This window comes from Amycolatopsis sp. NPDC102522, assembly GCF_055584485.1.
The window spans coordinates 62134-82934 of the sequence record NZ_JBVJLY010000007.1 but is presented as its reverse complement, the minus strand read 5'-3'; the positions used below and the strand labels follow the sequence as shown (position 1 = coordinate 82934).

General features: G+C 69.1%; 20 protein-coding genes. 10 read left to right on the top strand and 10 right to left on the bottom strand.

Annotation, left to right across the window (positions count from 1 at the left end; genetic code table 11):
• Positions 1–16: 16 nt before the first annotated feature.
• The 4 genes from ACZ6YV_RS18730 to ACZ6YV_RS18715 are packed head-to-tail and all read right to left on the bottom strand — an operon-like array spanning position 17 to position 3391.
• On the bottom strand, positions 17–1063 hold the full coding sequence (locus ACZ6YV_RS18730; protein WP_465510793.1) for an NAD(P)H-dependent flavin oxidoreductase: 1047 nt from the start codon (positions 1061–1063) through the stop codon (positions 17–19).
• Positions 1060–1785, bottom strand: coding sequence for a CoA-transferase subunit beta (locus ACZ6YV_RS18725; protein WP_465510792.1), 726 nt, complete (start codon positions 1783–1785; stop codon positions 1060–1062). The genes ACZ6YV_RS18730 and ACZ6YV_RS18725 overlap by 4 nt, the downstream gene beginning before the upstream one ends.
• Entirely contained in the window at positions 1782–2642 is an 861-nt protein-coding gene (locus ACZ6YV_RS18720; protein ID WP_465510791.1) for a CoA transferase subunit A, read from the bottom strand. The genes ACZ6YV_RS18725 and ACZ6YV_RS18720 overlap by 4 nt, the downstream gene beginning before the upstream one ends.
• Positions 2642–3391, bottom strand: coding sequence for an enoyl-CoA hydratase family protein (locus ACZ6YV_RS18715; RefSeq protein WP_465510790.1), 750 nt, complete (start codon positions 3389–3391; stop codon positions 2642–2644). Before ACZ6YV_RS18715 ends, ACZ6YV_RS18720 begins: the two co-directional genes overlap by 1 nt.
• Positions 3392–3483: 92 nt before the next feature.
• On the opposite strand from ACZ6YV_RS18715, the gene ACZ6YV_RS18710 reads away from it, so the two are divergent.
• Together ACZ6YV_RS18710 and ACZ6YV_RS18705 are read left to right on the top strand one after the other, a co-directional pair.
• Positions 3484–4281, top strand: coding sequence for an SDR family oxidoreductase (locus ACZ6YV_RS18710; RefSeq protein WP_465510789.1), 798 nt, complete (start codon positions 3484–3486; stop codon positions 4279–4281).
• Complete coding sequence (locus ACZ6YV_RS18705) at positions 4278–5183, top strand: SDR family oxidoreductase (protein ID WP_465510788.1); 906 nt, start codon at positions 4278–4280, stop codon at positions 5181–5183. The genes ACZ6YV_RS18710 and ACZ6YV_RS18705 overlap by 4 nt, the downstream gene beginning before the upstream one ends.
• Here the strand turns inward: ACZ6YV_RS18705 and ACZ6YV_RS18700 are convergent.
• Positions 5180–6052: a GNAT family N-acetyltransferase gene (locus ACZ6YV_RS18700; RefSeq protein ID WP_465511022.1), complete on the bottom strand. Its 873-nt coding sequence runs from the start codon at positions 6050–6052 to the stop codon at positions 5180–5182. The two genes, ACZ6YV_RS18705 and ACZ6YV_RS18700, sit on opposite strands and share 4 nt — an antisense overlap.
• 57 nt (positions 6053–6109) lie before the next feature.
• Here ACZ6YV_RS18700 and ACZ6YV_RS18695 point away from each other — a divergent pair, with 57 nt between their 5' ends.
• Together ACZ6YV_RS18695 and ACZ6YV_RS18690 are read left to right on the top strand one after the other, a co-directional pair.
• Positions 6110–6964 carry an SCO6745 family protein gene (locus ACZ6YV_RS18695; RefSeq protein WP_465510787.1) on the top strand — a complete coding sequence of 285 codons (855 nt, stop codon included), beginning with the start codon at positions 6110–6112 and terminating at the stop codon, positions 6962–6964.
• Between the two features lie 39 nt (positions 6965–7003).
• Positions 7004–7489, top strand: coding sequence for a pyridoxamine 5'-phosphate oxidase family protein (locus ACZ6YV_RS18690; protein ID WP_465510786.1), 486 nt, complete (start codon positions 7004–7006; stop codon positions 7487–7489).
• Positions 7490–7655: 166 nt separating this feature from the next.
• Here the strand turns inward: ACZ6YV_RS18690 and ACZ6YV_RS18685 are convergent, their stop codons facing one another.
• Complete coding sequence (locus ACZ6YV_RS18685; RefSeq protein ID WP_465510785.1) at positions 7656–8819, bottom strand: steroid 3-ketoacyl-CoA thiolase; 1164 nt, start codon at positions 8817–8819, stop codon at positions 7656–7658.
• A gap of 243 nt (positions 8820–9062) precedes the next feature.
• Between ACZ6YV_RS18685 and ACZ6YV_RS18680 the strand changes: the two genes are divergently transcribed.
• The 3 genes from ACZ6YV_RS18680 to ACZ6YV_RS18670 are packed head-to-tail and all read left to right on the top strand — an operon-like array spanning position 9063 to position 12185.
• Positions 9063–10289, top strand: a complete 1227-nt coding sequence (locus ACZ6YV_RS18680; RefSeq protein ID WP_378236659.1) for a cytochrome P450 — start codon at positions 9063–9065, stop codon at positions 10287–10289.
• A 36-nt stretch (positions 10290–10325) separates the two neighbouring features.
• Positions 10326–11114, top strand: coding sequence for a transglutaminase-like domain-containing protein (locus ACZ6YV_RS18675; protein WP_465510784.1), 789 nt, complete (start codon positions 10326–10328; stop codon positions 11112–11114).
• A gap of 48 nt (positions 11115–11162) precedes the next feature.
• Positions 11163–12185 (top strand): YhjD/YihY/BrkB family envelope integrity protein, encoded by a 1023-nt coding sequence (locus ACZ6YV_RS18670; protein WP_465510783.1) that lies wholly within the window; start codon positions 11163–11165, stop codon positions 12183–12185.
• A 70-nt stretch (positions 12186–12255) separates the two neighbouring features.
• Here ACZ6YV_RS18670 and ACZ6YV_RS18665 read toward each other — a convergent pair whose 3' ends face one another.
• From ACZ6YV_RS18665 to ACZ6YV_RS18655, 3 genes are read right to left on the bottom strand one after another with little or no spacing between them, the layout of a single operon-like run.
• Positions 12256–13419, bottom strand: coding sequence for a thiolase domain-containing protein (locus ACZ6YV_RS18665; protein WP_465510782.1), 1164 nt, complete (start codon positions 13417–13419; stop codon positions 12256–12258).
• Positions 13416–14471, bottom strand: coding sequence for a thiolase domain-containing protein (locus ACZ6YV_RS18660; protein WP_465510781.1), 1056 nt, complete (start codon positions 14469–14471; stop codon positions 13416–13418). The genes ACZ6YV_RS18665 and ACZ6YV_RS18660 overlap by 4 nt, the downstream gene beginning before the upstream one ends.
• Positions 14472–14479: 8 nt before the next feature.
• The gene (locus tag ACZ6YV_RS18655) at positions 14480–15508 is read right to left on the bottom strand and encodes a Zn-ribbon domain-containing OB-fold protein (RefSeq protein ID WP_465510780.1); all 1029 of its coding nucleotides are present in this window, start codon (positions 15506–15508) and stop codon (positions 14480–14482) included.
• A 53-nt stretch (positions 15509–15561) separates the two neighbouring features.
• Between ACZ6YV_RS18655 and ACZ6YV_RS18650 the strand changes: the two genes are divergently transcribed.
• Positions 15562–17121, top strand: coding sequence for an acyl-CoA synthetase (locus tag ACZ6YV_RS18650; RefSeq protein ID WP_465510779.1), 1560 nt, complete (start codon positions 15562–15564; stop codon positions 17119–17121).
• Positions 17122–17182: 61 nt separating this feature from the next.
• Here the strand turns inward: ACZ6YV_RS18650 and ACZ6YV_RS18645 are convergent, their stop codons facing one another.
• Positions 17183–17971: a crotonase/enoyl-CoA hydratase family protein gene (locus ACZ6YV_RS18645; RefSeq protein ID WP_465511021.1), complete on the bottom strand. Its 789-nt coding sequence runs from the start codon at positions 17969–17971 to the stop codon at positions 17183–17185.
• 76 nt (positions 17972–18047) lie between these two features.
• Here ACZ6YV_RS18645 and ACZ6YV_RS18640 point away from each other — a divergent pair, with 76 nt between their 5' ends.
• Together ACZ6YV_RS18640 and ACZ6YV_RS18635 are read left to right on the top strand one after the other, a co-directional pair.
• Entirely contained in the window at positions 18048–19664 is a 1617-nt protein-coding gene (locus ACZ6YV_RS18640; protein ID WP_465510778.1) for an acyl-CoA synthetase, read from the top strand.
• A 23-nt stretch (positions 19665–19687) separates the two neighbouring features.
• The gene (locus ACZ6YV_RS18635) at positions 19688–20794 is read left to right on the top strand and encodes an NAD(P)H-dependent flavin oxidoreductase (RefSeq protein WP_465511020.1); all 1107 of its coding nucleotides are present in this window, start codon (positions 19688–19690) and stop codon (positions 20792–20794) included.
• Positions 20795–20801 lie beyond the last annotated feature (7 nt).

Here is a 20801-nt window from a genome sequence, read left to right as displayed (position 1 = left end):
CAGCGCGCTCGGTCCTTCACCCGGAGCCCAGCCGCCGCAGCGCGTCGGTGGCGTCGGCCACGATCGTCTCGATCAGCTCGCCGACCGCCGGCAGGTCGTCCAGCAGGCCGACGACCTGCCCGGACGCCAGTACTCCGGCGCTCCGGTCGCCCTCGACCAGCCCGGCGCGCAACAGCATCGGCGTGTTGGCGGCCATCAGCACCTGGGACCACGTCCGGTCCCCGCCGCGTTTCATCCGCAGCCCTTCGGTGGCCAGCGAGCGCCACGACAGGCCGCTCAGTTTCCGGAACTTCGCGGCGTTGCGGGCCGCCCTGGCGAGCCCGCTCACCGGACCGGCGGATTCGAGCTGGTCGACCAGCTCCGTCCGGAGGACGCGATGCGGCATCCCGTCCACCTTGCGGGTGACGACGGTGCCGTTGAGGTCACGGGCGAGGTACGCCTGCTTGATCTCGTCGGGGACGGTGCTTTCCTTCGTCAGGAGGAACCGGGTGCCCATGGCGACCCCGGCCGCCCCGTAGGCGAGCGCGGCGGCCAGCCCCCGGCCGTCGAAGAAGCCGCCCGCCGCGACCACCGGGATGTCGACGGCGTCCAGCACCGACGGCAGCAGCAGCGTCGTCGCGACCCCGCCGGTGTGCCCGCCGCCTTCGCCGCCCTGCACGATGACGGCGTCGGCGCCCCAGCCCGCGACCTTCTCCGCGTGCCGGGCCGCGCCGACCGAGGGGACGACGAGGACGCCGTTGTCCTTCAGTCGCGCGATCATGTCCTTCTTCGGCGCGAGCGCGAAGGAGGCGACCTTGACTTCCTCGGTGACGAGCAGTTCGACCCGGCGCTGGGCGTCTTCCGCGTCCGCGCGGAGATTGACCCCGAACGGCCGGGACGTGCGGCTTTTGACCTCCTTGATCGCCGCCGCCAGCTCGTCGTAGGTCATCGTCGCGGAGGCGAGGATGCCGAGGCCGCCCGCTTCCGCCGTCGCGGACACCAGCCGCGGCCCGGCGACCCAGCCCATGCCGGTCTGCACGACCGGATGCCGGATCCCGGCCAGTTCGGTCAGCGCGGTCTTCACGACGGGACTTCCTTGTCCCGCAAGGACTTCGGATCCAGGCTGGTCCGGATCAGGAGCAGCTCGGACTCGGTCGGCAGCCGGGTCTCCGTGACGCCGTCGGTGCTCAGCGGGAACGACGTCGCCTCGACGACCTCGTCCACGGAAACCCCCGGGTGCACGGAAACCAGCCTCGGGGCGTGGTCTTCGCCGCCGAAGTCGAGGACGCCGAGGTTGGTGACGACGCGGTGGACGTCGTGGTACCGCAAGCCTGCTTCGCGTGCCCTGGCGTAGCCGACGCCGGACACGATGTCGACCTGATCGACGAAGACCCGTTTGCTGTGCCGGGGAACCCAGTAGCTCGTGCGGTGATTGGCCGTGTTGCCCGGCCCGCCTCGGACGCCGAGAAGCTGCTTCTTCGGCTGGGCATGGTCGCCGATCGCCGAGATGTTCTGGTTTCCTTCGCCGTCGATTTGGTTGGCGCCCATCACCACATGGCGTTTTCCGCGCGGTACCACGGTGTCGAGGACCTTGCGGAACGGCTGCCAGCCTTCGACGACGGCGTCGGGGGTCATCAGGTACGCCTCGCCGTCGGACAGCACGATGTCCGGTTCGAACGTCAGCCTGGCGAGCCTGGCGCCCAGCGACGGGATGAAACCCATGGGACTCACCACGATTTCGCCGTCACCGCGGAACAGTTCGGCGCAGGCGACGACCGCCACTTCGGCACGACTGAGGTCACTCATGCGGACTCCCCGAATTCGGCGACGGCCTTCTGGTACTGCGCTTCGTCCCCGGACAGGAACCTGTCGACGAATTTCGGCCACGCGTCGAGATCCTTGGCGGCCTCGGCGTAGTGACGCTGGAAGCGTTCGTCGCGCCCGTAGTCCGGGGCGGCGGTGGTGAAATGCGCGCCGTTCGGCGTTTCGGCGACCCCGGTGACGAGCATCCGGCTCAGCAGCAGGCTCTGCACCGGCCCCGCCTCGGCGAGCTCGGCCGTCTCCACGATCTTTTCCGTGGACACGTAACACTTGTCGGCGGCGAGCGCGAACAGTTCGTCGAAATACGGATCCGGTCCGAGGTACTGCGCGTTGCCCCGCGCGTCGGCGCGGTTGAGGTGGACGAAGGCCACGTCGAGGTCGAGCGCGGGCACCGCCAGAAGTTCTTCGGCGTCGTCGTACGGCGAACGGACTGTGCGCAACGACGGGTTCAGGTCCATGACACCGGAGCCGAGGCCCGCGCGCGTCGGCAGGAACGGAAGTCGTTGCGCGGCGGCGGAAAGACCGGTCCCGAAGACACCTTCGTCGTACTCCGTGACGGTGATCGACCCGGTTTCCCGCGCCCGGGAGAACCACGGGTCGTACGGGATCGTGTCCAGGGTGACGAAACCGAAGACGAGATGCTTGATCTTGCCCGCCGACGCCAGCAACCCGACGTCCGGGCCACCGTAGGAGACCACAGTGAGGTCCTTGACCGGCGAGCGCAGGAGCGCGCGCACCAGCGCCATGGGCTTGCGCCGGGAGCCCCAGCCGCCGATCCCGATCGTCATGCCGTCCCTGAGTTCGCCGACGATCTCGTCCGGCGTCATCCGCTTGTCGGCCATCACTTCCCCTTACCGTCCAGGAACTCCTGGCGCGCGCCGTCCGAGACGCCCGCCAGGTTGAGCTCGAAGGTGAATCCCTGCTCGAAGCGGTAGCTGCGGTGCACGGGCTGGACGTCGATGCCGTTGATCGCCTGCTTCGCGGCGCGGATCACGCGGGTGTCCTTCGCCGCGATCTGCCGCGCCACGCCGAGCGCGGTCTCGTCGAGGTCGTCCCGCGAGACCACGGCGTAGACCGAACCGTGGTGGTGCAGCTGAGCCGCGGTGATCGTCGAAGCCGTGTAGTACAGCGCCCGCATCAGATGCTGGGGGACCAGCCGCGCGAGATGGGTCGCCGCGCCCAGCGCGCCGCGATCGACCTCGGGGAGCCCGAAGGTCGCGTCGTCGCTGGCGATCACCACGTCCGCGTTGCCGACCAGGCCGACGCCGCCGCCGAGGCAGAAGCCCTGCACCGCGGCGATCACCGGGACCGCGCAGTCGTACACGGCGGAGAACGCCGCCGCGCAGCCCTCGTTCGCGCCGATCAGCGCGCCGTAGCCCGGATCGCGCTGGATCTCCTTGATGTCGACCCCGGCGTTGAACCCCCGGCCCGCCGCGCGCAGCACCACGACATGCGTCTCGGGATCACGCCCGGCGTCGGTGACGGCCGAGGCGAGGGCGAACCAGCCCTTCACGTTCAGCGCGTTCACCGGGGGCGCGTCGACCGTGACCACGGCGATGCCGGGCTCCGGTGAGTGGGTGGAAACGGTCATCGGGCACCCTCCACAGCTACCAAACCTAGCATTTGCTTGGTACGTTAGCAGGACGTCCGGCCCGGGTATAGCGACCGTGAAGGAGGACCGGCATGACACTCGAACTCCGGCTCGACGGTGCCTTGGTGCTGGTGACCGGTGGGGTACGCGGCGTCGGCGCCGGTGTGACCAGGGCTTTTCTGCGGTCCGGCGCCGAAGTCGTCACCTGCGCCCGCACCGAACCCGAGCGGCCTGTGTGCGCCGAGGACAAGGCGTCGACGTTCATTTCCTGCGACGTCCGCGACGCGGGAGAGGTCGACGCGCTCATCGAGGAGATCGTCCGGCGGCACGGCAGGCTCGACGTCGTGGTCAACAACGCGGGCGGCGCGCCGTACGCCGAGACGGCGGACGCGTCGCCCCGGTTCCACGAGAAGATCGTCGCGCTGAACCTGCTGGCGCCGTTGACCGTCGCCCGCGCGGCGAACGCGATCATGCAGCGTCAGGACGGCGGCGGCGTCATCGTGAACATCAGCAGTGTCAGCGCGACGAGACCGTCGCCGGGGACGGCGTCCTACGGCGCGGCGAAAGCGGGGCTGGACAACCTGACAGCGACGCTCGCCGTCGAGTGGGCGCCGAAGGTACGGGTCAACGCGCTCGACGTCGGCATGGTGCGGACGGAACACTCGCATCTGCACTACGGCGACGAGGCGGGGATCGCGGCCGTGGGCGCGACAGTCCCGTTAGGACGGTTGGCCGAACCGGACGAGATCGGTTCCTGCGCGGTGTTCCTGGCTTCTCCGCTGGCCTCCTATGTCAGCGGTGCCTGCCTGACCGTGCACGGCGGGGGAGAGCTGCCCGCTTTCCTCGCCGCTTCCCATTCCGAGGCAAAAGAACGAAAGGAGCCGGTGTGAGCGGGATCGCCGACGGCCGGATCGTGGTCGTGACCGGGGCCGGTCGAGGCATCGGGCGGGCGCACGCGCTCGCGTTCGCCGCCGAGGGCGCGCGGGTGGTGGTGAACGACCTCGGCGCCGGGATCGACGGCAGCGGCGGATCGGCGGGCCCGGCGCAGGACGTCGTCGACGAGATCGAGGCGCTCGGCGGCAAGGCGGTGGCGAACACCGACGACATCGCGTCCTGGGACGGGGCCGCGGCACTGGTGCGGACCGCCGTCGAGACCTTCGGCGGGCTGGACGTCCTGGTCAACAACGCCGGGTTCCTGCGCGACAGGATGCTGGTGAACCTCGGCGAGGACGAATGGGACGCCGTCATCCGCGTCCACCTGAAGGGGCATTTCGCGCCGACGCGCCACGCCGCCGAGTACTGGCGAACGGAAGCGAAGGCAGGCAGGACGCGGGCCGCGCGGGTGATCAACACCAGCTCCGGCGCCGGCTTGCTCGGCAGCGTCGGACAGGGGAACTATGCGGCCGCGAAGTCCGGGATCCTGGGGCTCACGCTGGTCGCGGCGACCGAATTCGGGCGCTACGGCGTCACGGTGAACGCGATCGCCCCGGCCGCCCGCACCCGGATGACCGAAGAGGCGTTCGCCGACGACATGGCCGCCCCGGAAGCCGGTTTCGACGCCATGGCACCGGAAAACGTGTCGCCGCTGGTGGTGTGGCTCGGCAGCGAGGAGTCGTCCGGGGTGACCGGGCGGGTGTTCGAGGTCGACGGCGGACGCGTCTCGATCGCGCAGGGCTGGCGGCACGGCGCGGTGCGGGACAAGGGATCGCGGTGGTCGCCCGCCGAACTCGGCCCGGTGGTGGCCGAACTCCTGGCGGAGGCTCCGGTCCCTGAAGCCGTCTACGGGGCTTAGGCGTCCCGCGTGAGGTCGCGGGTCTCGGGCCACGGCTGGAACCCACCCGACTTGTAGGTCGTCACGGCGGCGACGTTGGAACTGGGCGTGTTCACCGTCGCGCTCGACGAACCGAGGTCCTGGAGCGCGGCCGCCGCGGCGATGGTGATCGCCCGGCCGTACCCGTGGCCGCGCTGGTCCTGGTGCACGCCCATCGGTTCGAGCAACCCGGGCTTGCCGGGGCCGGCCGACCACACGGCCACCGCCGCGACGGCGGTGCCTTGGCCGTCATAGCCGAGCAAGCACCGGGCATCGGCATACGGCGCCCCGGCCGCCAGCGTCCGCCACTTCTCCGCTGTGAACGTCGAGCCGGTGAACGACGCCCCGATAACGTCGGCCCACGCGGCCGCCAGGTCCGCTCCGACAGTCTCGATCCGCAGGTCCGGAGCCTTCACCGGCTCGGTGAGGTCGAGGCTCAGCGGCGTCCACGGCTCCTCCTCGTCGACATGCCAGCCGTGCCCGGGCAGCAGGTCCTGGAGCAGCGCGTCCATCGGCGCTTCGACGAAGACATTCCCCTCGGGCAGGACACCGCGCTCCGGCGTGGCGACGTCCTCGGCCACTCGCCGCGTCAGTTCCTCGTCCCGGCGAACGTCCGGCGCGGTCGTGAGCCGCAGGAGGTCTGCTCCGTCCAGGAACCCGACGGCGAGGATCCGGCCGTCCCGGCGCCAGATCCGGACGGCCGCGGCCGTCTCCTCCGGCCCCTTGCGCCAGAACCAGCCGAGGTCACCGGGATGCAGCTGCCACGCCATCCCTTCGGACTGCCAGTCCCGCAGCGCGGCCACGGCCTCGTTCAGCCCGTCCAAGCCCGGCTTCTCCATGGTGATCGCCATGCCCGTGATCACACACCACTCCGTAATCGTTCGCATCCGGTTTTCGGCGAGGCCAAGATGAGGGACGTGAAGTCACTTCAGCGCCGCCTCTGGGAGGCGGTCGAGCCGCTGCACGCCGTCGTCTACTTCGCGCCGGAAACGGCGGCCGCGGCCAAGGCGGCAGGCCTGCCGAGCTGGTGGATGGGCTACTTCGCCGGCCGGGTCGCGCCGCTCGGGCCGCTACCGGAACCACCGGTGACCGCGATGCTCTTCGGGTTCGCCCCGCGGATGGTCGCGCGATCCCTGCCCGACGCGTGGAAGTACGCCGAGCCCGCCGTCTTGCTGCGGAGCCGGATGGACGCCGTCGAGGAGGCCTTGAACCGGATCCTGCCCGCGGACGCGCCTTTCGGCGAACTCGCCGACCTGCTCGAACAAGCCGTCACGGGCTGCGATTACGCGGCAAGGCCGTTGGCTGCCGCGTGGTCTTCGGTCGCTCGGCCCGCCACACCGATTGGGCGGAGCTGGCTCGCGGCGACTGTGCTGCGCGAGCATCGCGGGGACGGTCACGTGCTGTCCGCCGTCGCCGCCGGGCTGCGCGGGCTCGACACCACGCTGACCCACATCGGCAGCGGGGCGGTGACGCGCGAGGTCATCCAGGTCAATCGAGGCTGGTCCGACGAAGACTGGGAAGAGAGCGTCGCGCGGCTGGCCGGACGAGGTGTCCTCGACGGCGACCTGAAGCTCGCCGACGCGGGAATCGTTCTGCGCCAACGGATCGAGGACGACACCGACCGTCTCGCCACCGGCCCTCTCGACGCGCTCGGTGAGGACGGCGCCGCCGAGCTCGTACGGATCGCCGTGCCGTTGAGCCGCCGGATCTTCGACGCCGGAGCGATCCCGCTGCCGAATCCGATGGGGGCGCCGCGGCCTTGATTCTCGAAACTGTCGGACCCCGGTGGGACGCTGTTCCGCATGGCGACGTGGCAGCAGTTCAGTGAAGAGGCACCCGCGCTGGCGGAAAAGATCAAGGAGCGGTTCACCGCGGAGAAGTCGCACGTGCTGGCGACGGTCCGGCGGGACGGCTCGCCTCGGGTCAGTGGCAGTGAGGTCGATTTCCGTGAACAGGACCTGCTGATCGGTTCGATGATCGGCGCGATGAAGGCGAAAGACCTGCAGCGCGATGCCAGGTTCGCGATCCACGCCGCCTCGGCGATCGACGAGGGCGGCGCGGACGCGAAGGTGGCGGGAAAGGCCGTCGAGATCACCGATCCGGCGGAGGTCGCCCGCCTGCAGGGCGACGACGGAGAGGCCCACGTGTTCCGCCTCGACCTCACCGAGGTGGTGCTGACCTGGGTCGAGGGCAACACCATCTATTTCGACTTCTGGAAGGAGGGCCAGGGGAACAAACGGCTCGCGAGGCCGGACAACGGTCCGGTGGTCGAGGTCGCCTTGGGCTAGAGAGGGAAGGCAAAGTGTCTTGTCTGGTGGGGTGAAGGGGACTTCCCCTCACCCGAGATCATCTGCTCGCGCGTGCGGGTGGCCGTGAGTGAAAAGTGTCGTTAGAACGACCCGAAACACTCACGACTCCCGGGGTCCGGACATGCCACGTTCGCCGTACCTGTCGCTAGATCCGTTCGATGATGGTCCCGGTGGAAAGCGCGCCGCCGGCGCACATCGTCACCAGCGCGGTGCTCGCGTCCCGGCGTTCCAGTTCGTGCAGCGCCGTGGTCAGCAGGCGGGCGCCGGTGCTGCCGACGGGATGCCCGAGCGCGATCGCGCCACCGTTCACGTTGACCTTGTCCTCGTCGGGCCGATGCACCCGTTGCCACGACAACACGACCGAAGCGAAAGCCTCGTTGACTTCGAAGAGGTCGAGGTCGCCGATCGCCATCCCCGCCTTCGCCAGGACACGTTCGGTCGCCTGCACGGGACCGTCGAGGTGGTAGTACGGCTCCGCGCCGACCAAGGCCTGCGAGACGATCCGCGCCCGCGGCTTGAGGCCCAGTGCCTTGGCCCGGTCCGAGTCCATCAGGAGGAGCGCGGCGGCGCCGTCGGAGATCTGCGAAGACGTGCCTGCGGTGTGGACGCCGCCTTCGAGGACGGGCTTGAGCTTGGCGAGGCCTTCGACGGTCGTCTCGCGGAGACCCTGGTCGCGGTTCACCAGCCGCGTCTCGCCGGTCGGCGTGCCGTCCTCGCCGAGTACGGGGGCCTTGACAGCGACGACCTCGCGGTCGAAGCGCCCCGCCGCCCACGCGGCGGCGGCCTTGGCCTGCGACGCCGTCCCGAACCGGTCGACGTCCTGGCGGGTGATCCCGCGGCGTTCCGCGATCCGCTCGGCCGCGCCGTACTGGTTCGGCATGTCGATCGACCACGATTCCGGTCGCGGCGTGCCGATGCCTTCGCCGCGGTTCGCACCCAGCGGTACCCGGCTCATCGCCTCGACGCCGCAGGAGACGCCCGCGTCGATCGCCCCGGCCGCGATGAGCCCGGCGATCAGATGCGTCGCCTGCTGCGCGGAGCCGCATTGGGCGTCGATGGTGGTCGCGCCCGTGGTCTCGGGGAGCCCGGCGTGCAACCACGCCGTCCGCGTGACGTTGCCCGCCTGCTCGCCCGCCTGGGTCACGGCACCGCCGATCGCCTGTTCGACCAGCGCGGGATCCAGCCCCGCGCGTTCGAGCAGGGCGCGCTGCGCGGCGCCGAGGATTTCGGCGGCGTGCAGACCCGCCAAGTGGCCCCTGCGCTTGCCGACAGGGGTGCGGACCGCCTCGACGATCACCGGACTACCCACGTTCGCCTCCTGGGAAAACACCGTTCACTACCAAAAAAGTAGAACACGTTCTTGATTTGAGCAAGTCGCCCCAGGGTCGGCCCGATTTTGATCGTTGGTCCCGGTTGCTGCTTCTTGCTGGGACTCCATGATCGGAGCCGGTTGAGTTAACAGGTTTCACTAAACCTCTTCACGTGACGGACGCCATATGCTTCAATCGGGTCTAGAACGTGTTTCATTGGCGAACCGCGTAGGAGGTAGCCCGTGGCCGCTCCCCTGATCCCCGCCGGTTTCGATTTCACCGATCCGGATCTGTACGCCACCAGACTGCCTCTGGCGGAGTTCGCGGAACTCCGTCGCACGGCACCGGTCTGGTGGAACCCTCAGCCGCACAACACCGCGGGCTTCCGCGATGACGGCTATTGGGTGGTCAGCCGGCTCGAAGACGTCAAGGCGGTTTCGAGGGACAGCGAGCTGTTCTCCTCCCGGGAGAAGACCGCGATCATCCGGTTCGACGAGCACATGACCGACGACAGCCTCGAAGCCAACCGTCTTGTCCTGCTCAACATGGACGCCCCGCAGCACACGAAGCTGCGGCGGATCGTGTCGAAGGGCTTCACGCCGAGGTCGATCGCGAAGCTCGAAGACACCCTGCGCGACCGCGCGGAGCGGATCGTCAGCGAGGCCAAGAAAAAGGGTTCCGGCGATTTCGTCGTCGACGTCGCGTGCGAACTTCCCTTGCAGGCCATCGCCGAACTGCTCGGCATCCCGCAGGAAGACCGGCTGAAGATCTTCGACTGGTCCAACCAGATGGTCTCCTACGACGACCCCGAGTACGAGGTCGAACCGCTCGCGGCGTCCGCGGAGATCGTCGGCTACGCCTGGAACATGGCCGAAGAGCGCCGCAAGTGCCCGATGGACGACATCGTCACGAAGCTGGTGCAGGCCGACGTCGACGGCGAATCGCTGGCCTCCGACGAATTCGGGTTCTTCGTCATCCTGCTCGCCGTCGCGGGCAACGAGACGACGCGCAACGCGATCACCCACGGCATGAAGGCGTTCCTCGACCACCCCGATCAGTGGGAGCTCTACAAGAAGGAGCGGCCGAAGACCGCGCCGGACGAGATCGTCCGCTGGGCCACCCCGGTGGTCGCCTTCCAGCGCACCGCGACCAGGGACACCGAACTCGGCGGGCAGCACATCCGCAAGGGTGACCGGGTCGGGATGTTCTACAGCTCCGCGAACTTCGACCCGGACCACTTCGACCAGCCGGAGAAGTTCGACATCCTCCGCGAGGACAACCCGCACGTCGGCTTCGGCGGCACGGGCTCGCACTACTGCATCGGCGCCAACCTCGCGCGCCTGGAGATCGACCTGATCTTCAACGCCATCGCCGACGTCATGCCGAACATCAGCGAGGTCGCCCAGCCCGATCGGCTCCGGTCGAGCTGGCTCAACGGGATCAAGCACTACCAGGTCCGTTACGCCTGATCGGCCCGAAGCGAGACGGTGGGGCACCATAGGGCGATGGGTCCCCACGTTCAGGTCGACGTCGAAATGTCCTTCCGGGTCACGAAACCCGGCCCCGCCGCGTTCGTGGTCGCGCTCGCCGGCGGGGCCGACCAGGAGGAGTTCGCCTATCCCGCGCCGCCGCGCCAGGTGGCGTTCGAGCACGGGACCCGCGCCCAGGTCCTCGACCTTCCGGAAGGCGAGCATGTCGTGCGGTACCGGGCCGAACGCGCGCTCGGCCCCGCCGAGCCCGAGCGCGTCGGCATGGAAGACCTCATCCGCTACACCCGGCCCAGCCGGTACTGCCCCTCGGACCGGATGGGCGGGCTCGCGCTTTCGCGCTTCGGTGGTCTGCCCGACGCGCGCACCCAGGTCGAGGCGATCGTCCGGCACGTGGGCGAACACCTGTCCTATGTGGTCGGTTCCGGTTCGCCGACCGACGACGCCGTCGACACCTACCTCGCCGGGGAAGGGGTTTGCCGCGACTACGCGCACGTCTGCATCTCGCTCTGCCGCGTGATCGACATCCCCGCGCGGTTCGCCGCCGTCTACGCGCCAGGACTGTCCCCAATGGACTTCCACGCCGTGTTCGAAGCCGCGATCGACGGCCGCTGGTACGTGTTCGACGCGACCGGCCTCGCGCCGCGGCAGAGCCTGAGCCGGATCGCGACCGGCCGGGACGCCTCCGACACCGCGTTCCTCTCCACCCTCGGCTGTGAGCTGGACTTTCTCGGCAACGCCGTACTGGCGACAGCGGGCCCGTCGCTGCCGGAGGACGACGGCTCGGAGCTGATCGCGCTCGCCTGATCGCGTGTTGCGCACGAGCCGTGACCTCGCTGAGGTAGACATTGGCGTGTGAGGGAGAAGCGAACACCGACGAAATGGAAGCGGCTGCGTGCCCGCTACCGCTGGCTGGACCATCTGGCGCGGGCGGTGAACCGCTACGTCGAGTACGGCGGTTACCACTACGTCGCGTCGATCACCTATTTCAGCCTGTTCTCGCTGGTGCCCATCCTCATGGTCGCGGTGTCGGTGGCGGGGTTCGTACTGGCGAGCCAGCCGCAGCTGATCGAGTCGATGCTGAACGCGATCACCGGAACCCTGCCCGGCGGCCTCGGTGACAAGGCGGGGGATCTGCTCACCGGGTTCGTGGAACAACGCACCAGCGTCGGCCTCATCGGTCTGATCATCGGGTTGTACTCAGGCTGGAACTGGATGAACTCCCTGCGGGACGCGCTCACCGCGCTGTGGGGCCAGAACCGGTCGGATCTCCCGCTGCTGCGCACGATCGCCGCGGACCTGCTCGCGCTGCTCGGTCTTGCGTCCGCGCTGCTGGTCTCCTTCGCCATCACCATTTCCGGGTCCGCGCTCGGCCGGTACCTGCTCGGGCTGGCCGGAGTGGACGACACCGCCTGGGGGCACAATGTGCTGTCGGCGATCTCGATTCCCTTGGCGCTGCTGGCCAACTGGCTCGTGTTCCTCTGGGTGCTCACCCGGCTGCCCCGGAAACCGGTCGGGGTCCGCAGCGCGATGCGCGGCGCGGTCGCGCTGGCGCTGGGTTTCGAGCTGCTGAAGCAGGCCGGTGGGATCTACCTGCGCTTGATCGGGAATTCGCCGACCGGGGTCGCGTTCGGGTCCATCATCGGTCTCATCTTCTTCATCTCGCTGGTGGCCCGGATGCTGGTGTTCGTCACGGCGTGGACGGCGACCGCGCGGGACGCGCCGGCGGACCCTGTCCGGCCGCCGCCCCCCGTGGTGGTCCGGCCCGTGGTGGCGGCGCCCGACCGGCACGGCCTCAAACCGGTGCTGGTCGGTGCGGTGACCGGGGTGGTCGCCACCCTGGCCGCGCAACGCCTCCGGCCCCGCCGCCGCTCCTGACACACTGCAATGAAGGACGCTTTCATAGCAAAATTTGCTATGAAAGCGTCCTTCATTACGCGAGCTCGGCTCAGGAACCGGGTTTGGCCGACCCCACCACCCACATCGAGAAGAACTGCGAACCGCCGCCGTACGCGTGCCCGAGCGCGATCCGGGCGCCATCGACCTGGTAGTCCCCGGCCCGGCCCATCACCTGCTTGGCCGCCTCGGAGAACCGGAGCATCCCGGACGCGCCGATCGGGTTCGACGACAGCACGCCGCCGGACGGGTTGATCGGCAGCCGTCCGCCGAGCGCGGTCTCACCGGCCTCGGTGAGCTTCCAGCCCTGGCCTTCCTCGGTGAATCCCAGGTTCTCCAGCCACATCGGCTCGAACCACGAGAACGGCACGTAGATCTCGGCGGCGTCCACTTCGGACAGTGGGTCGGTGATCCCCGCGTCGCGCCACAACGCGGCGGCGGCATCACGGCCTGCCTGCGGGTTGACCTGGTCGCGTCCGGCGAACGTCGTCGGTTCGGTGCGCATCGCGGTCGCGTGGATCCACGCCGCACCACCGGGAACGGCGTCGCCCGCGGCCTCGTCCCCGATCACCATCGCGCAAGCGCCGTCCGAGGACGGGCACGTCTCGTCGTAGCGGATCGGGTCCCACAGCATCTGCGAGGCCTGCACCGATTCCACCGTGATGTCCGGCTGCCGCAGGTGCGCGTAGGGATTGAGGGCACCGTTTCGCCGGTCCTTGGCCGCGACGATCGCGCCGATGTGGTCGGGTGCGCCGGACCGCCGGATGTAGGAGCGCACGTGCGGCGCGAAGTAGCCGCCCGCGCCGGCGCCCACCGGCATCTGGAACGGCGGCAGGATCGAAAGTCCCCACATCGCGTTCGACTCGGACTGCTTCTCGAAGGCCACCGTGAGGACCCGTTTGTGCACACCGGCCTGCACCAGCGAGGCCGCCACGAGCGCGGTCGACCCGCCGACCGAACCCGCGGTGTGCACGCGCAGCAACGGTTTCCCGTTCGCGCCGAGCGAGTCGGCGAGGAACAGTTCGGGCATCATCACGCCCTCGAACAGGTCCGGCGCCTTGCCGAGGACGACGGCGTCGATGTCGTCCCAGCCGGTCTGCGCGTCGAGCATCGCCCGGTCGATGGCCTCCCGGAGCAGTCCGGGCATGGACACGTCGGTGCGTTTGGCCTTGTGGTGGGTCTGGCCGGTTCCCAGTACGGCCGCGAGGTGCTTCACGAGAGGACCTCCAAGGTCGCGACCAGGTTCTGCTGGAGGACGGGGCCGCTGGTCGCGTGGGCGAGGGTCTTGCGCGCGCTGCCGTCGAGGATGCGGTTCGCTGCCTCGCCTATCCGCGCCAGCCCCGCCGAGAACATCGGATTGCCGGTCAGGACCCCGCCCGACGGGTTGATCCGCACCTGTTCGCCGAGGCCCAGTGCCTCGCGCAGGATCAGTTCCTGGTGGGTGAACGGCGCGTGCAGCTCGGCGAGTTCGACGCCGTCGAGGTCGAGCGCCCGTCCGGCGGCCACTGTGGACGGTGACCGCGTGAGGTCCCGCACGCCGAGCGCGGGGGAGTCGACCCGGTGCTCGATGCCGGTGATCACGGCTGGGCTGTCGACGAGGTCCGCCGCCCGCTCGGCCGAGGCGAGTACGAGGACGGCGGCGCCGTCGGTGACCGGAGCGATGTCGTGAGCCCGCAAGGGATCCGCGAAGTACGGGGCTTCCAGGAGGTCGGCGACCTCAACGGTTCCGGAGACCTGGGCGGCGGGGTTCCCGGCGGCGTCGGCGCGGCTGCGCGCGGCGACCTCGGCGAGGTCCTTTTCGGACCAGAGCCCCGCTTCTAGACCCAGCCTCGCCTGGATCCCGGCGACGCTCACCGAATCCGGCCACAGCGGCGCGACGACGTACGGGTCCATCTGCAGGGCCAGCACCCGCCGCAACTGCCCGGCGGAAGACTTGCCGAAACCGTAGACCAGCGCGGTCTCGACCTCGCCCATCCGGATCTTGAGCCACGCCTCGTACAACGCCCAGGCGGCGTCCATCTCGACATGCGACTCGTGGATCGGCGGGAAGGCGCCGATGGCGTCGACGGCGGCGATGAACGAGAACGCGCGGCCGGCGAGGTAGTCCGAGGACCCCGAGCACCAGAACCCGATGTCCTCTTTGGACAGACCAGTTCGTTCGAAGACCTCGGCGAAGATCGGCACCAGCATTTCCACGCCGTTGGTGGTACCCGGGGTGCTGCGGACGTTGGGGGCCTGCGCGAAGCCCACGACAGCTACATCTGGCACGGTGGTCCTCACAGATGGTGGGCGAAGGATTCGTACGGCGCGTCGGGCTCGCCGGTCGGCGCGAAATGGTCGATGTTCTCCAGCGACGTCCACCACGCGTCCCGCGGTTTCCAGGTGGCGCGCACGCGCATGCCCATCCGGACGTCGGCGGCGTCGCAGCCGAGCACCAAGTGCAGGAACGCGATGTCCGCGCCGTCGAGCAGGATGTACGCGGCGACGTACGGCGGTTTGATCTTCTGGCCGAGGAACGGCACGTTCACGATGCAGAATGTGGTGACGATGCCGGTGTCGGGCAGTTCGACCTCGTCGGTGGTCGGGACACCGTCCGTGGGGCAGGCGCCGCGCGGCGGGATGTAGACCTTCTCGCAGGACGGGCAGCGCTGGCCGATCAGCTTCCCTTCGGCGAGCCCGCGCAGGTACCGGCTTTCCTCCGGCGACGCGGAATGCTCGTAGCGCAGGTGGATCGGTGTGATCACCACGCTGACCGGCGCGTCCTCCTCGCGTTTCGCGATCGGGGGAGGCGCTTCGGTGGGTTCGGTGTCGGGGCCGTCGGCGGGGACGAAGTAGGCGATGTCCCGGATGTGGCCGACGGTCTCCTCGGCCCACCGGATGCGCACGCGCTGTCCGGTGTGGACGTTCGAAGGAGTGCCCGCGTCAACGGCGTGCAGGATCGCGGTGTCGGCGCCGTCGAGTTTGACCAGCGCCCACGCGAACGGCCGCGACAACGGCTGGCCGTCGAGCGGTTCGGCGATCCAGGACCAGGAGACGATCTCGCCCTCGGAGGCCACCGGCACGAATTCGGACAGTGCTTCGGCGGTCACGGGATCGTATTCCAGTGGTGGCACGTGGACGCGGCCGTCACTGCCCCGGACGCCTTCGACACGGCGCTCGCGCAGGGCGTTGACGAACCGGCCGAGCACCGGGCCGACCGAACGCGTGTAGTCGAAGCCCACGTTGAGCGGGGCCGACAGCGGGAGTTCAGGTGCGCTCACGATCAGAGTGAAACACGTTCTCGATTTTCCGGCAAGGCACGTCATCTGGGCCGTGCTGGCGGTTGCTCTTGAGTGGAACGCGTTCTAGATTCGCGGGTATGTCGACTGCCACCGGGACACTTGGGGTCTGGAACATCGCCGCGCAGGAGCCGGAGCGGGTCGCGCTGGTCGATCCGGACGGCCGCTCGATCGGCTACGGCGACCTCGCCGCGAAAGCGAACGCGTACGCCCGGGGCCTGCAGGCCCTCGGGCTCGAGGCCGGGGACGTGGTCGTCGTCCTGCAGCCCAACGGCGACGAACTCGTCGCGGCCTATTTCGCCGCCATCCAGTCCGGCCTGTACATCGTCGTGGTCAACTGGCACCTGGTCGCGCCGGAGGTCGCCTACATCCTCGCCGACAGTGGCGCCAAGGCCTTCCTCGCGCACGAACGGTTCGCCGACGTCGCGATCGCCGCCGCCGACGAAGCCGGGATCCCCGAGCGCGGCCGGTTCGCCGTCGGCGACGTCGAGGGCTTCCGCCGGATCGAGGAACTCGGGTCCGGAGAGGGCGATGGCCGCCCGGAGCAGCGCACCGCGGGCTCGCCGATGCTTTACACGTCGGGGACCACGGGGCGGCCCAAGGGTGTCCGGCGACCGCTGTCCGGCGCCGACCCCGACTCCGTCCCCGGCGCGTCCACATGGTTCTTCGGGATCTTCGGGCTGGCACCGCACGACGAGCACGTGCACCTGTGCGGCTCGCCGCTCTACCACACGGCGGTGCTCAACTTCGTCGCGATTTCCCTGCAGCTGGGCCATACCGCGGTGCTGATGGACCGCTGGGACGCCGAGGACATGCTGCGCCTGATCGACCGGCACCGCGTCACGCACAGCCATATGGTCCCGACCCAGTTCCGGCGCCTGCTCGGGCTGCCGGACGACGTCCGCGCGGCCTACGACCTGAGTTCACTGCGCGTGATGATCCACGGCGCCGCGCCGTGCCCGCTGGAAGTCAAACGCCGGATGCTCGACTGGTGGGGCCCTGTCGTCACCGAGTACTACGCGGCCACCGAAGGCGGCGGCACGGCGATCTCGGGGGAGGAGTGGCTGAAGAAGCCGGGTTCGGTGGGACTGCCGTGGCCGGGTTCGACGATCAAGATCCTCGACGACGAGGGCGCGGAACTGCCCGCCGGCGAGACCGGCACGGTGTACATGAAGATGGGCGACTCGAAGTTCGAGTACCACAAGGACCGGGCCAAGACGGACAAAGCGCGGGTCGGGGACCTGTTCACCCTCGGCGACGTCGGGCATCTCGACGAAGACGGCTACCTTTTCCTGCACGACCGCAAGGCGGACCTGATCATCTCGGGCGGCGTCAACATCTACCCGGCGGAGATCGAAGGCGAGCTGGTGATGCACCCGAAGATCGCCGACATCGCGGTGTTCGGTGTCCCGCACGAGGACTGGGGCGAGGCGATCAAGGCCGTCGTCCAGCCGTCGGACGGTGTCGAGCCTTCGGACGAGCTGACCGCGGAGATCCTCGAGTACGCGGCCGCGCGCCTGGCGAAGTTCAAGCTCCCGCGTTCCGTCGACTACTTGCCCGAGCTCCCGCGTGACCCGAACGGGAAGCTCTACAAGCGCAAGCTCCGCGACCCGTACTGGGAGGGTCACCGCGCCCCCTGACGCAATTGGTCGCCTACTTGCGATGGTCTTCCGTCGCAAGTAGGCGACTAGTCGCGTGGGGTCAGCGGCCCCGGAAGACGGGCTTGCGCTTCTCGGCGAAGGCGCGCGGGCCTTCCTTCGCGTCTTCGCTCGCGAAGACCTCGATGCCGTACTGGGCGTCGAGCTTGAAGGCCTCTTCCTCGTGCATGCCTTCGGTGTCACGCATCGTCTTGAGGATCGCGCGGACGGCCAGTGGTCCGTTCGCGGCGATCTTGCCCGCCAGTTCCAGAGCCTTGTCCAGGGCCGTCCCGTCCGGTACGACGTGCCCGATCAGGCCGATTTCCAGCGCCTCGGCCGCGGTGATGTGCCGTCCGGTCAGCAGCAGGTCGGCGGCGACGGTGTACGGGATCTGGCGGGGGAGCCGCACGGCCGAACCGCCCATCGGGAACAGGCTCCACCGCGCCTCCGACACCCCGAACTTCGCGCTCTCGCCCGCGACGCGGATATCGGTACCTTGCAGGATCTCTGTCCCACCGGCGATCGCCGGGCCTTCGACGGCCGCGATCAGCGGCTTCGTGAGCCGCCGCCCCTTGAGCAGGCCCTCGATCTTGCTGGGGTCGAAAGTGCCCTTTGCGAACGAGTCGGACGGCGAGTTCTTCGACATCGACTTGAGGTCCGCGCCCGCGCAGAACGCGCCGCCCGCGCCGGTGAGGACGCAGCACCGGACGTCGTCGTCCTCGTCGACCCGGTTCCACGCCTCGACCATGATCCCGAGCATCTCGCCGCTGAGCGCGTTGCGGGCCTCGGGCCGGTTCATCGTGACCACGAGGGTGTGGTCGATCTTTTCCACCAGCGCGTGCGCTTCGCCCACCACGTCTTTCAAAGTCCCAGCCTCCGTCGAAAGAGCGGCCATTGCCCGGAACGATAACATGTTCTACTTTGGGGAAGTGGCACTCAATATCGCGGATCTACTCGAGCACGCCGTCGACGCCGTGCCGGAGCGCATCGCGGTCGTCTGTGGCGATCGGCGGGTCACCTTCGCCGAACTGGAAGAGCGCGCCAACCGGCTGGCGCATCACCTCGCCGCACACGGCGTGGGACCTGGATCCCACATCGGTGTCTATTCCCGGAACTCGATCGAGGCCCTGGAATCGATGATCGCCGCGTACAAGCTGCGCGCGATCGCGGTCAACGTCAACTACCGCTACGTCCACGGCGAACTGCGGTACCTGTTCGACAACGCCGACCTCGTGGCGCTGGTCCACGAGCGTCAGTATTCGGACAAGGTCGCCGCCGTCCTGCCGGAGGCGCCGAAACTGAAACACGTTGTCGTTGTCGACGATGGAAGCGACGGCGACTACTCGTCCTACGGCGGCGTGGGCTACGAAGAAGCCCTCGCCGAAGGCTCGCCCGAGCGTGACTTCGCCGAGCGCAGCGCCGACGACATCTACATCCTCTACACCGGCGGGACCACCGGATATCCCAAGGGCGTCCTGTGGCGTCACGAGGACATCTGGCGCGCGCTCGGCGGCGGCATCAACTTCGTCACCGGCGAGTACGTCCCGGACGAATGGGCGCTCGCCGAACAGGGCAAGTCGGGCAGCCTGGTCCGGCTCCCCGCCGCGCCGCTGATCCACGGCGCCGCGCAGTGGGCCGCGTTCGGCGCGCTGTTCACCGGCAGCCCGGTCGTGTTCGTCCCGCGGTTCGACGCGCACGAGGTCTGGAAAGCCGTGCAGGAAAACAAGGTCCAGGTGCTCACCATCGTCGGCGACGCGATGGCGCGGCCGCTGATCGACGCCTACCGCGAGGGCGACTACGACGCGTCGTCGATCGTCGCGGTGTCGAGTCACGCCGCCCTGTTCTCCCAGTCGGTGAAGCAGGAATTCCTGGCGCTGCTCCCGCACGTGGTGATCACCGACGCGATCGGGTCGTCCGAAAGCGGGTTCACCGGCATCGGCATGGTCAGCAAGGACAGCGATCATTCGGCCGGGCCCCGGGTCAACTTCGGCAAGGACGCGATCCTGGTGGACGACGACGGCGCGCTCGTCGATCCGAAGCCGGGGGCGATCGGGCTGATCGCGCGGCGCGGGCACGTCCCGCTCGGGTACTACAAGGATCCCGCGAAGACCGAGAAGATCTTCGTCGAGGTCGACGGCAAGCGGTACGTCGTCCCGGGTGACTACGCGCGCTACGAGGACGACCTCACGGTGACCCTGCTCGGCCGGGGATCACAGTGCGTGAACACCGGCGGCGAGAAGGTGTACCCGGAAGAGGTCGAGGGTGCGCTGAAATCGCATCCGGACGTCTTCGACGCGCTCGTCATCGGCATCCCCGACGACAGGCTCGGCCAGCGGGTGGCCGCGGTGATCCAGCCGAGGACCGGCAAGGAACTGGACTTCACCGCGCTCGAAGCGCATGTGCGGACCGAGATCGCCGGGTACAAGGTGCCGCGCACCCTGTGGCTGGCCGAGGAGATCGGCCGGTCGCCCAGCGGGAAACCGGACTATCCCTGGGCGGAGCGCTACGCCGCCGAGAACGAGCCCGTCACCACCCAACCGGCGTAAGGAGTTTCATGCGGACGTCGCGGATTTGGACACCACTGTGCGACCGGCTCGGGATCGAACTGCCGATCGTCGGGTTCACCCCGTCCGAACACGTCGCCGCGGCGATCAGCCGGGCGGGCGGGCTGGGCGTACTGGGCTGCGTGCGGTTCAACGACGCCGCCGAACTCGACTCCGTCCTGTCCTGGATGGACGAGAACACCGGCGGCAAACCGTACGGCGTCGACATCGTGATGCCCGCCAAGATCCCGGCCGAAGGGACGTCGATCGATCTCGCGAAACACATCCCGCAGGGGCATCGCGACTTCGTGGAGCGGACGCTGCGCGACCTCGCGGTGCCGCCGCTGCCGGACGACACCGACGAACGCGCGGGAGTGCTGGGCTGGCTGCATTCGGTCGCCCGGGCGCATGTCGAGGTCGCGCTGAAACACCCGATCCGGTTGATCGCCAACGCCTTGGGGTCACCGCCGGTGGACGTCATCGAGCAGTGTCACGCGAAGGGTGTACCGGTCGCGGCGCTGGCGGGCAAGGCCGAGCACGCCGTCCGGCACGTCGAGAACGGCGTCGACATCGTTGTGGCGCAAGGGTACGAGGCGGGCGGGCACACCGGCGAGATCGCGTCGATGGTCCTGCTGCCCGAGGTGGCCGACGCCGTCGGCGACCGTGTCCCGGTGCTCGCCGCCGGCGGGATCGGCTCGGGCAGGCAGGTCGCGGCGGCGCTCGCGCTGGGCGCGTCCGGGGTGTGGATGGGCTCCTTCTGGCTCGCCACCGAGGAATACCTCCAGACCATGGGGGATTCCGAGGCGATGCAGCGGGCGCTGGTCGCGGCGGGTTCGTCCGACACCGTCCGGACGCGGATCTACACCGGCAAACCGGCGCGGCTGCTCAAGACGCGGTGGACCGAGGCGTGGGCCTCGCCCGACGCACCGGAACCGCTGCCGATGCCGCTGCAGAACCTGCTGGTTTCCCACGCGCACAACAGGATCCACCACGCGGCGGATCCGAGTGTCGTCTCGATGCCGGTGGGGCAGATCGTCGGTCGGATGGACCGGGTGCGCCCGGTCGCCGACGTGATCGCGGAGCTCGTCTCGGGGTACGAAGAGGCACTGTCGCGTTTGGACAAGACCCGCTGACACTGTG

What these genes read in the sequence shown, in the direction of transcription:
- ACZ6YV_RS18655 (WP_465510780.1), bottom strand. Translation starts at nt 15,508, where the DNA reads ATGACGTGCCTTGCCGGAAAATCGAGAACGTGTTTCACTCTGATCGTG.
- ACZ6YV_RS18695 (WP_465510787.1), top strand. Translation starts at nt 6,110, where the DNA reads ATGAGGGACGTGAAGTCACTTCAGCGCCGCCTCTGGGAGGCGGTCGAG.
- ACZ6YV_RS18710 (WP_465510789.1), top strand. Translation starts at nt 3,484, where the DNA reads ATGACACTCGAACTCCGGCTCGACGGTGCCTTGGTGCTGGTGACCGGT.
- ACZ6YV_RS18700 (WP_465511022.1), bottom strand. Translation starts at nt 6,052, where the DNA reads ATGGCGATCACCATGGAGAAGCCGGGCTTGGACGGGCTGAACGAGGCC.
- ACZ6YV_RS18690 (WP_465510786.1), top strand. Translation starts at nt 7,004, where the DNA reads ATGGCGACGTGGCAGCAGTTCAGTGAAGAGGCACCCGCGCTGGCGGAA.
- ACZ6YV_RS18720 (WP_465510791.1), bottom strand. Translation starts at nt 2,642, where the DNA reads ATGGCCGACAAGCGGATGACGCCGGACGAGATCGTCGGCGAACTCAGG.
- ACZ6YV_RS18650 (WP_465510779.1), top strand. Translation starts at nt 15,562, where the DNA reads ATGTCGACTGCCACCGGGACACTTGGGGTCTGGAACATCGCCGCGCAG.
- ACZ6YV_RS18675 (WP_465510784.1), top strand. Translation starts at nt 10,326, where the DNA reads ATGGGTCCCCACGTTCAGGTCGACGTCGAAATGTCCTTCCGGGTCACG.
- ACZ6YV_RS18725 (WP_465510792.1), bottom strand. Translation starts at nt 1,785, where the DNA reads ATGAGTGACCTCAGTCGTGCCGAAGTGGCGGTCGTCGCCTGCGCCGAA.
- ACZ6YV_RS18715 (WP_465510790.1), bottom strand. Translation starts at nt 3,391, where the DNA reads ATGACCGTTTCCACCCACTCACCGGAGCCCGGCATCGCCGTGGTCACG.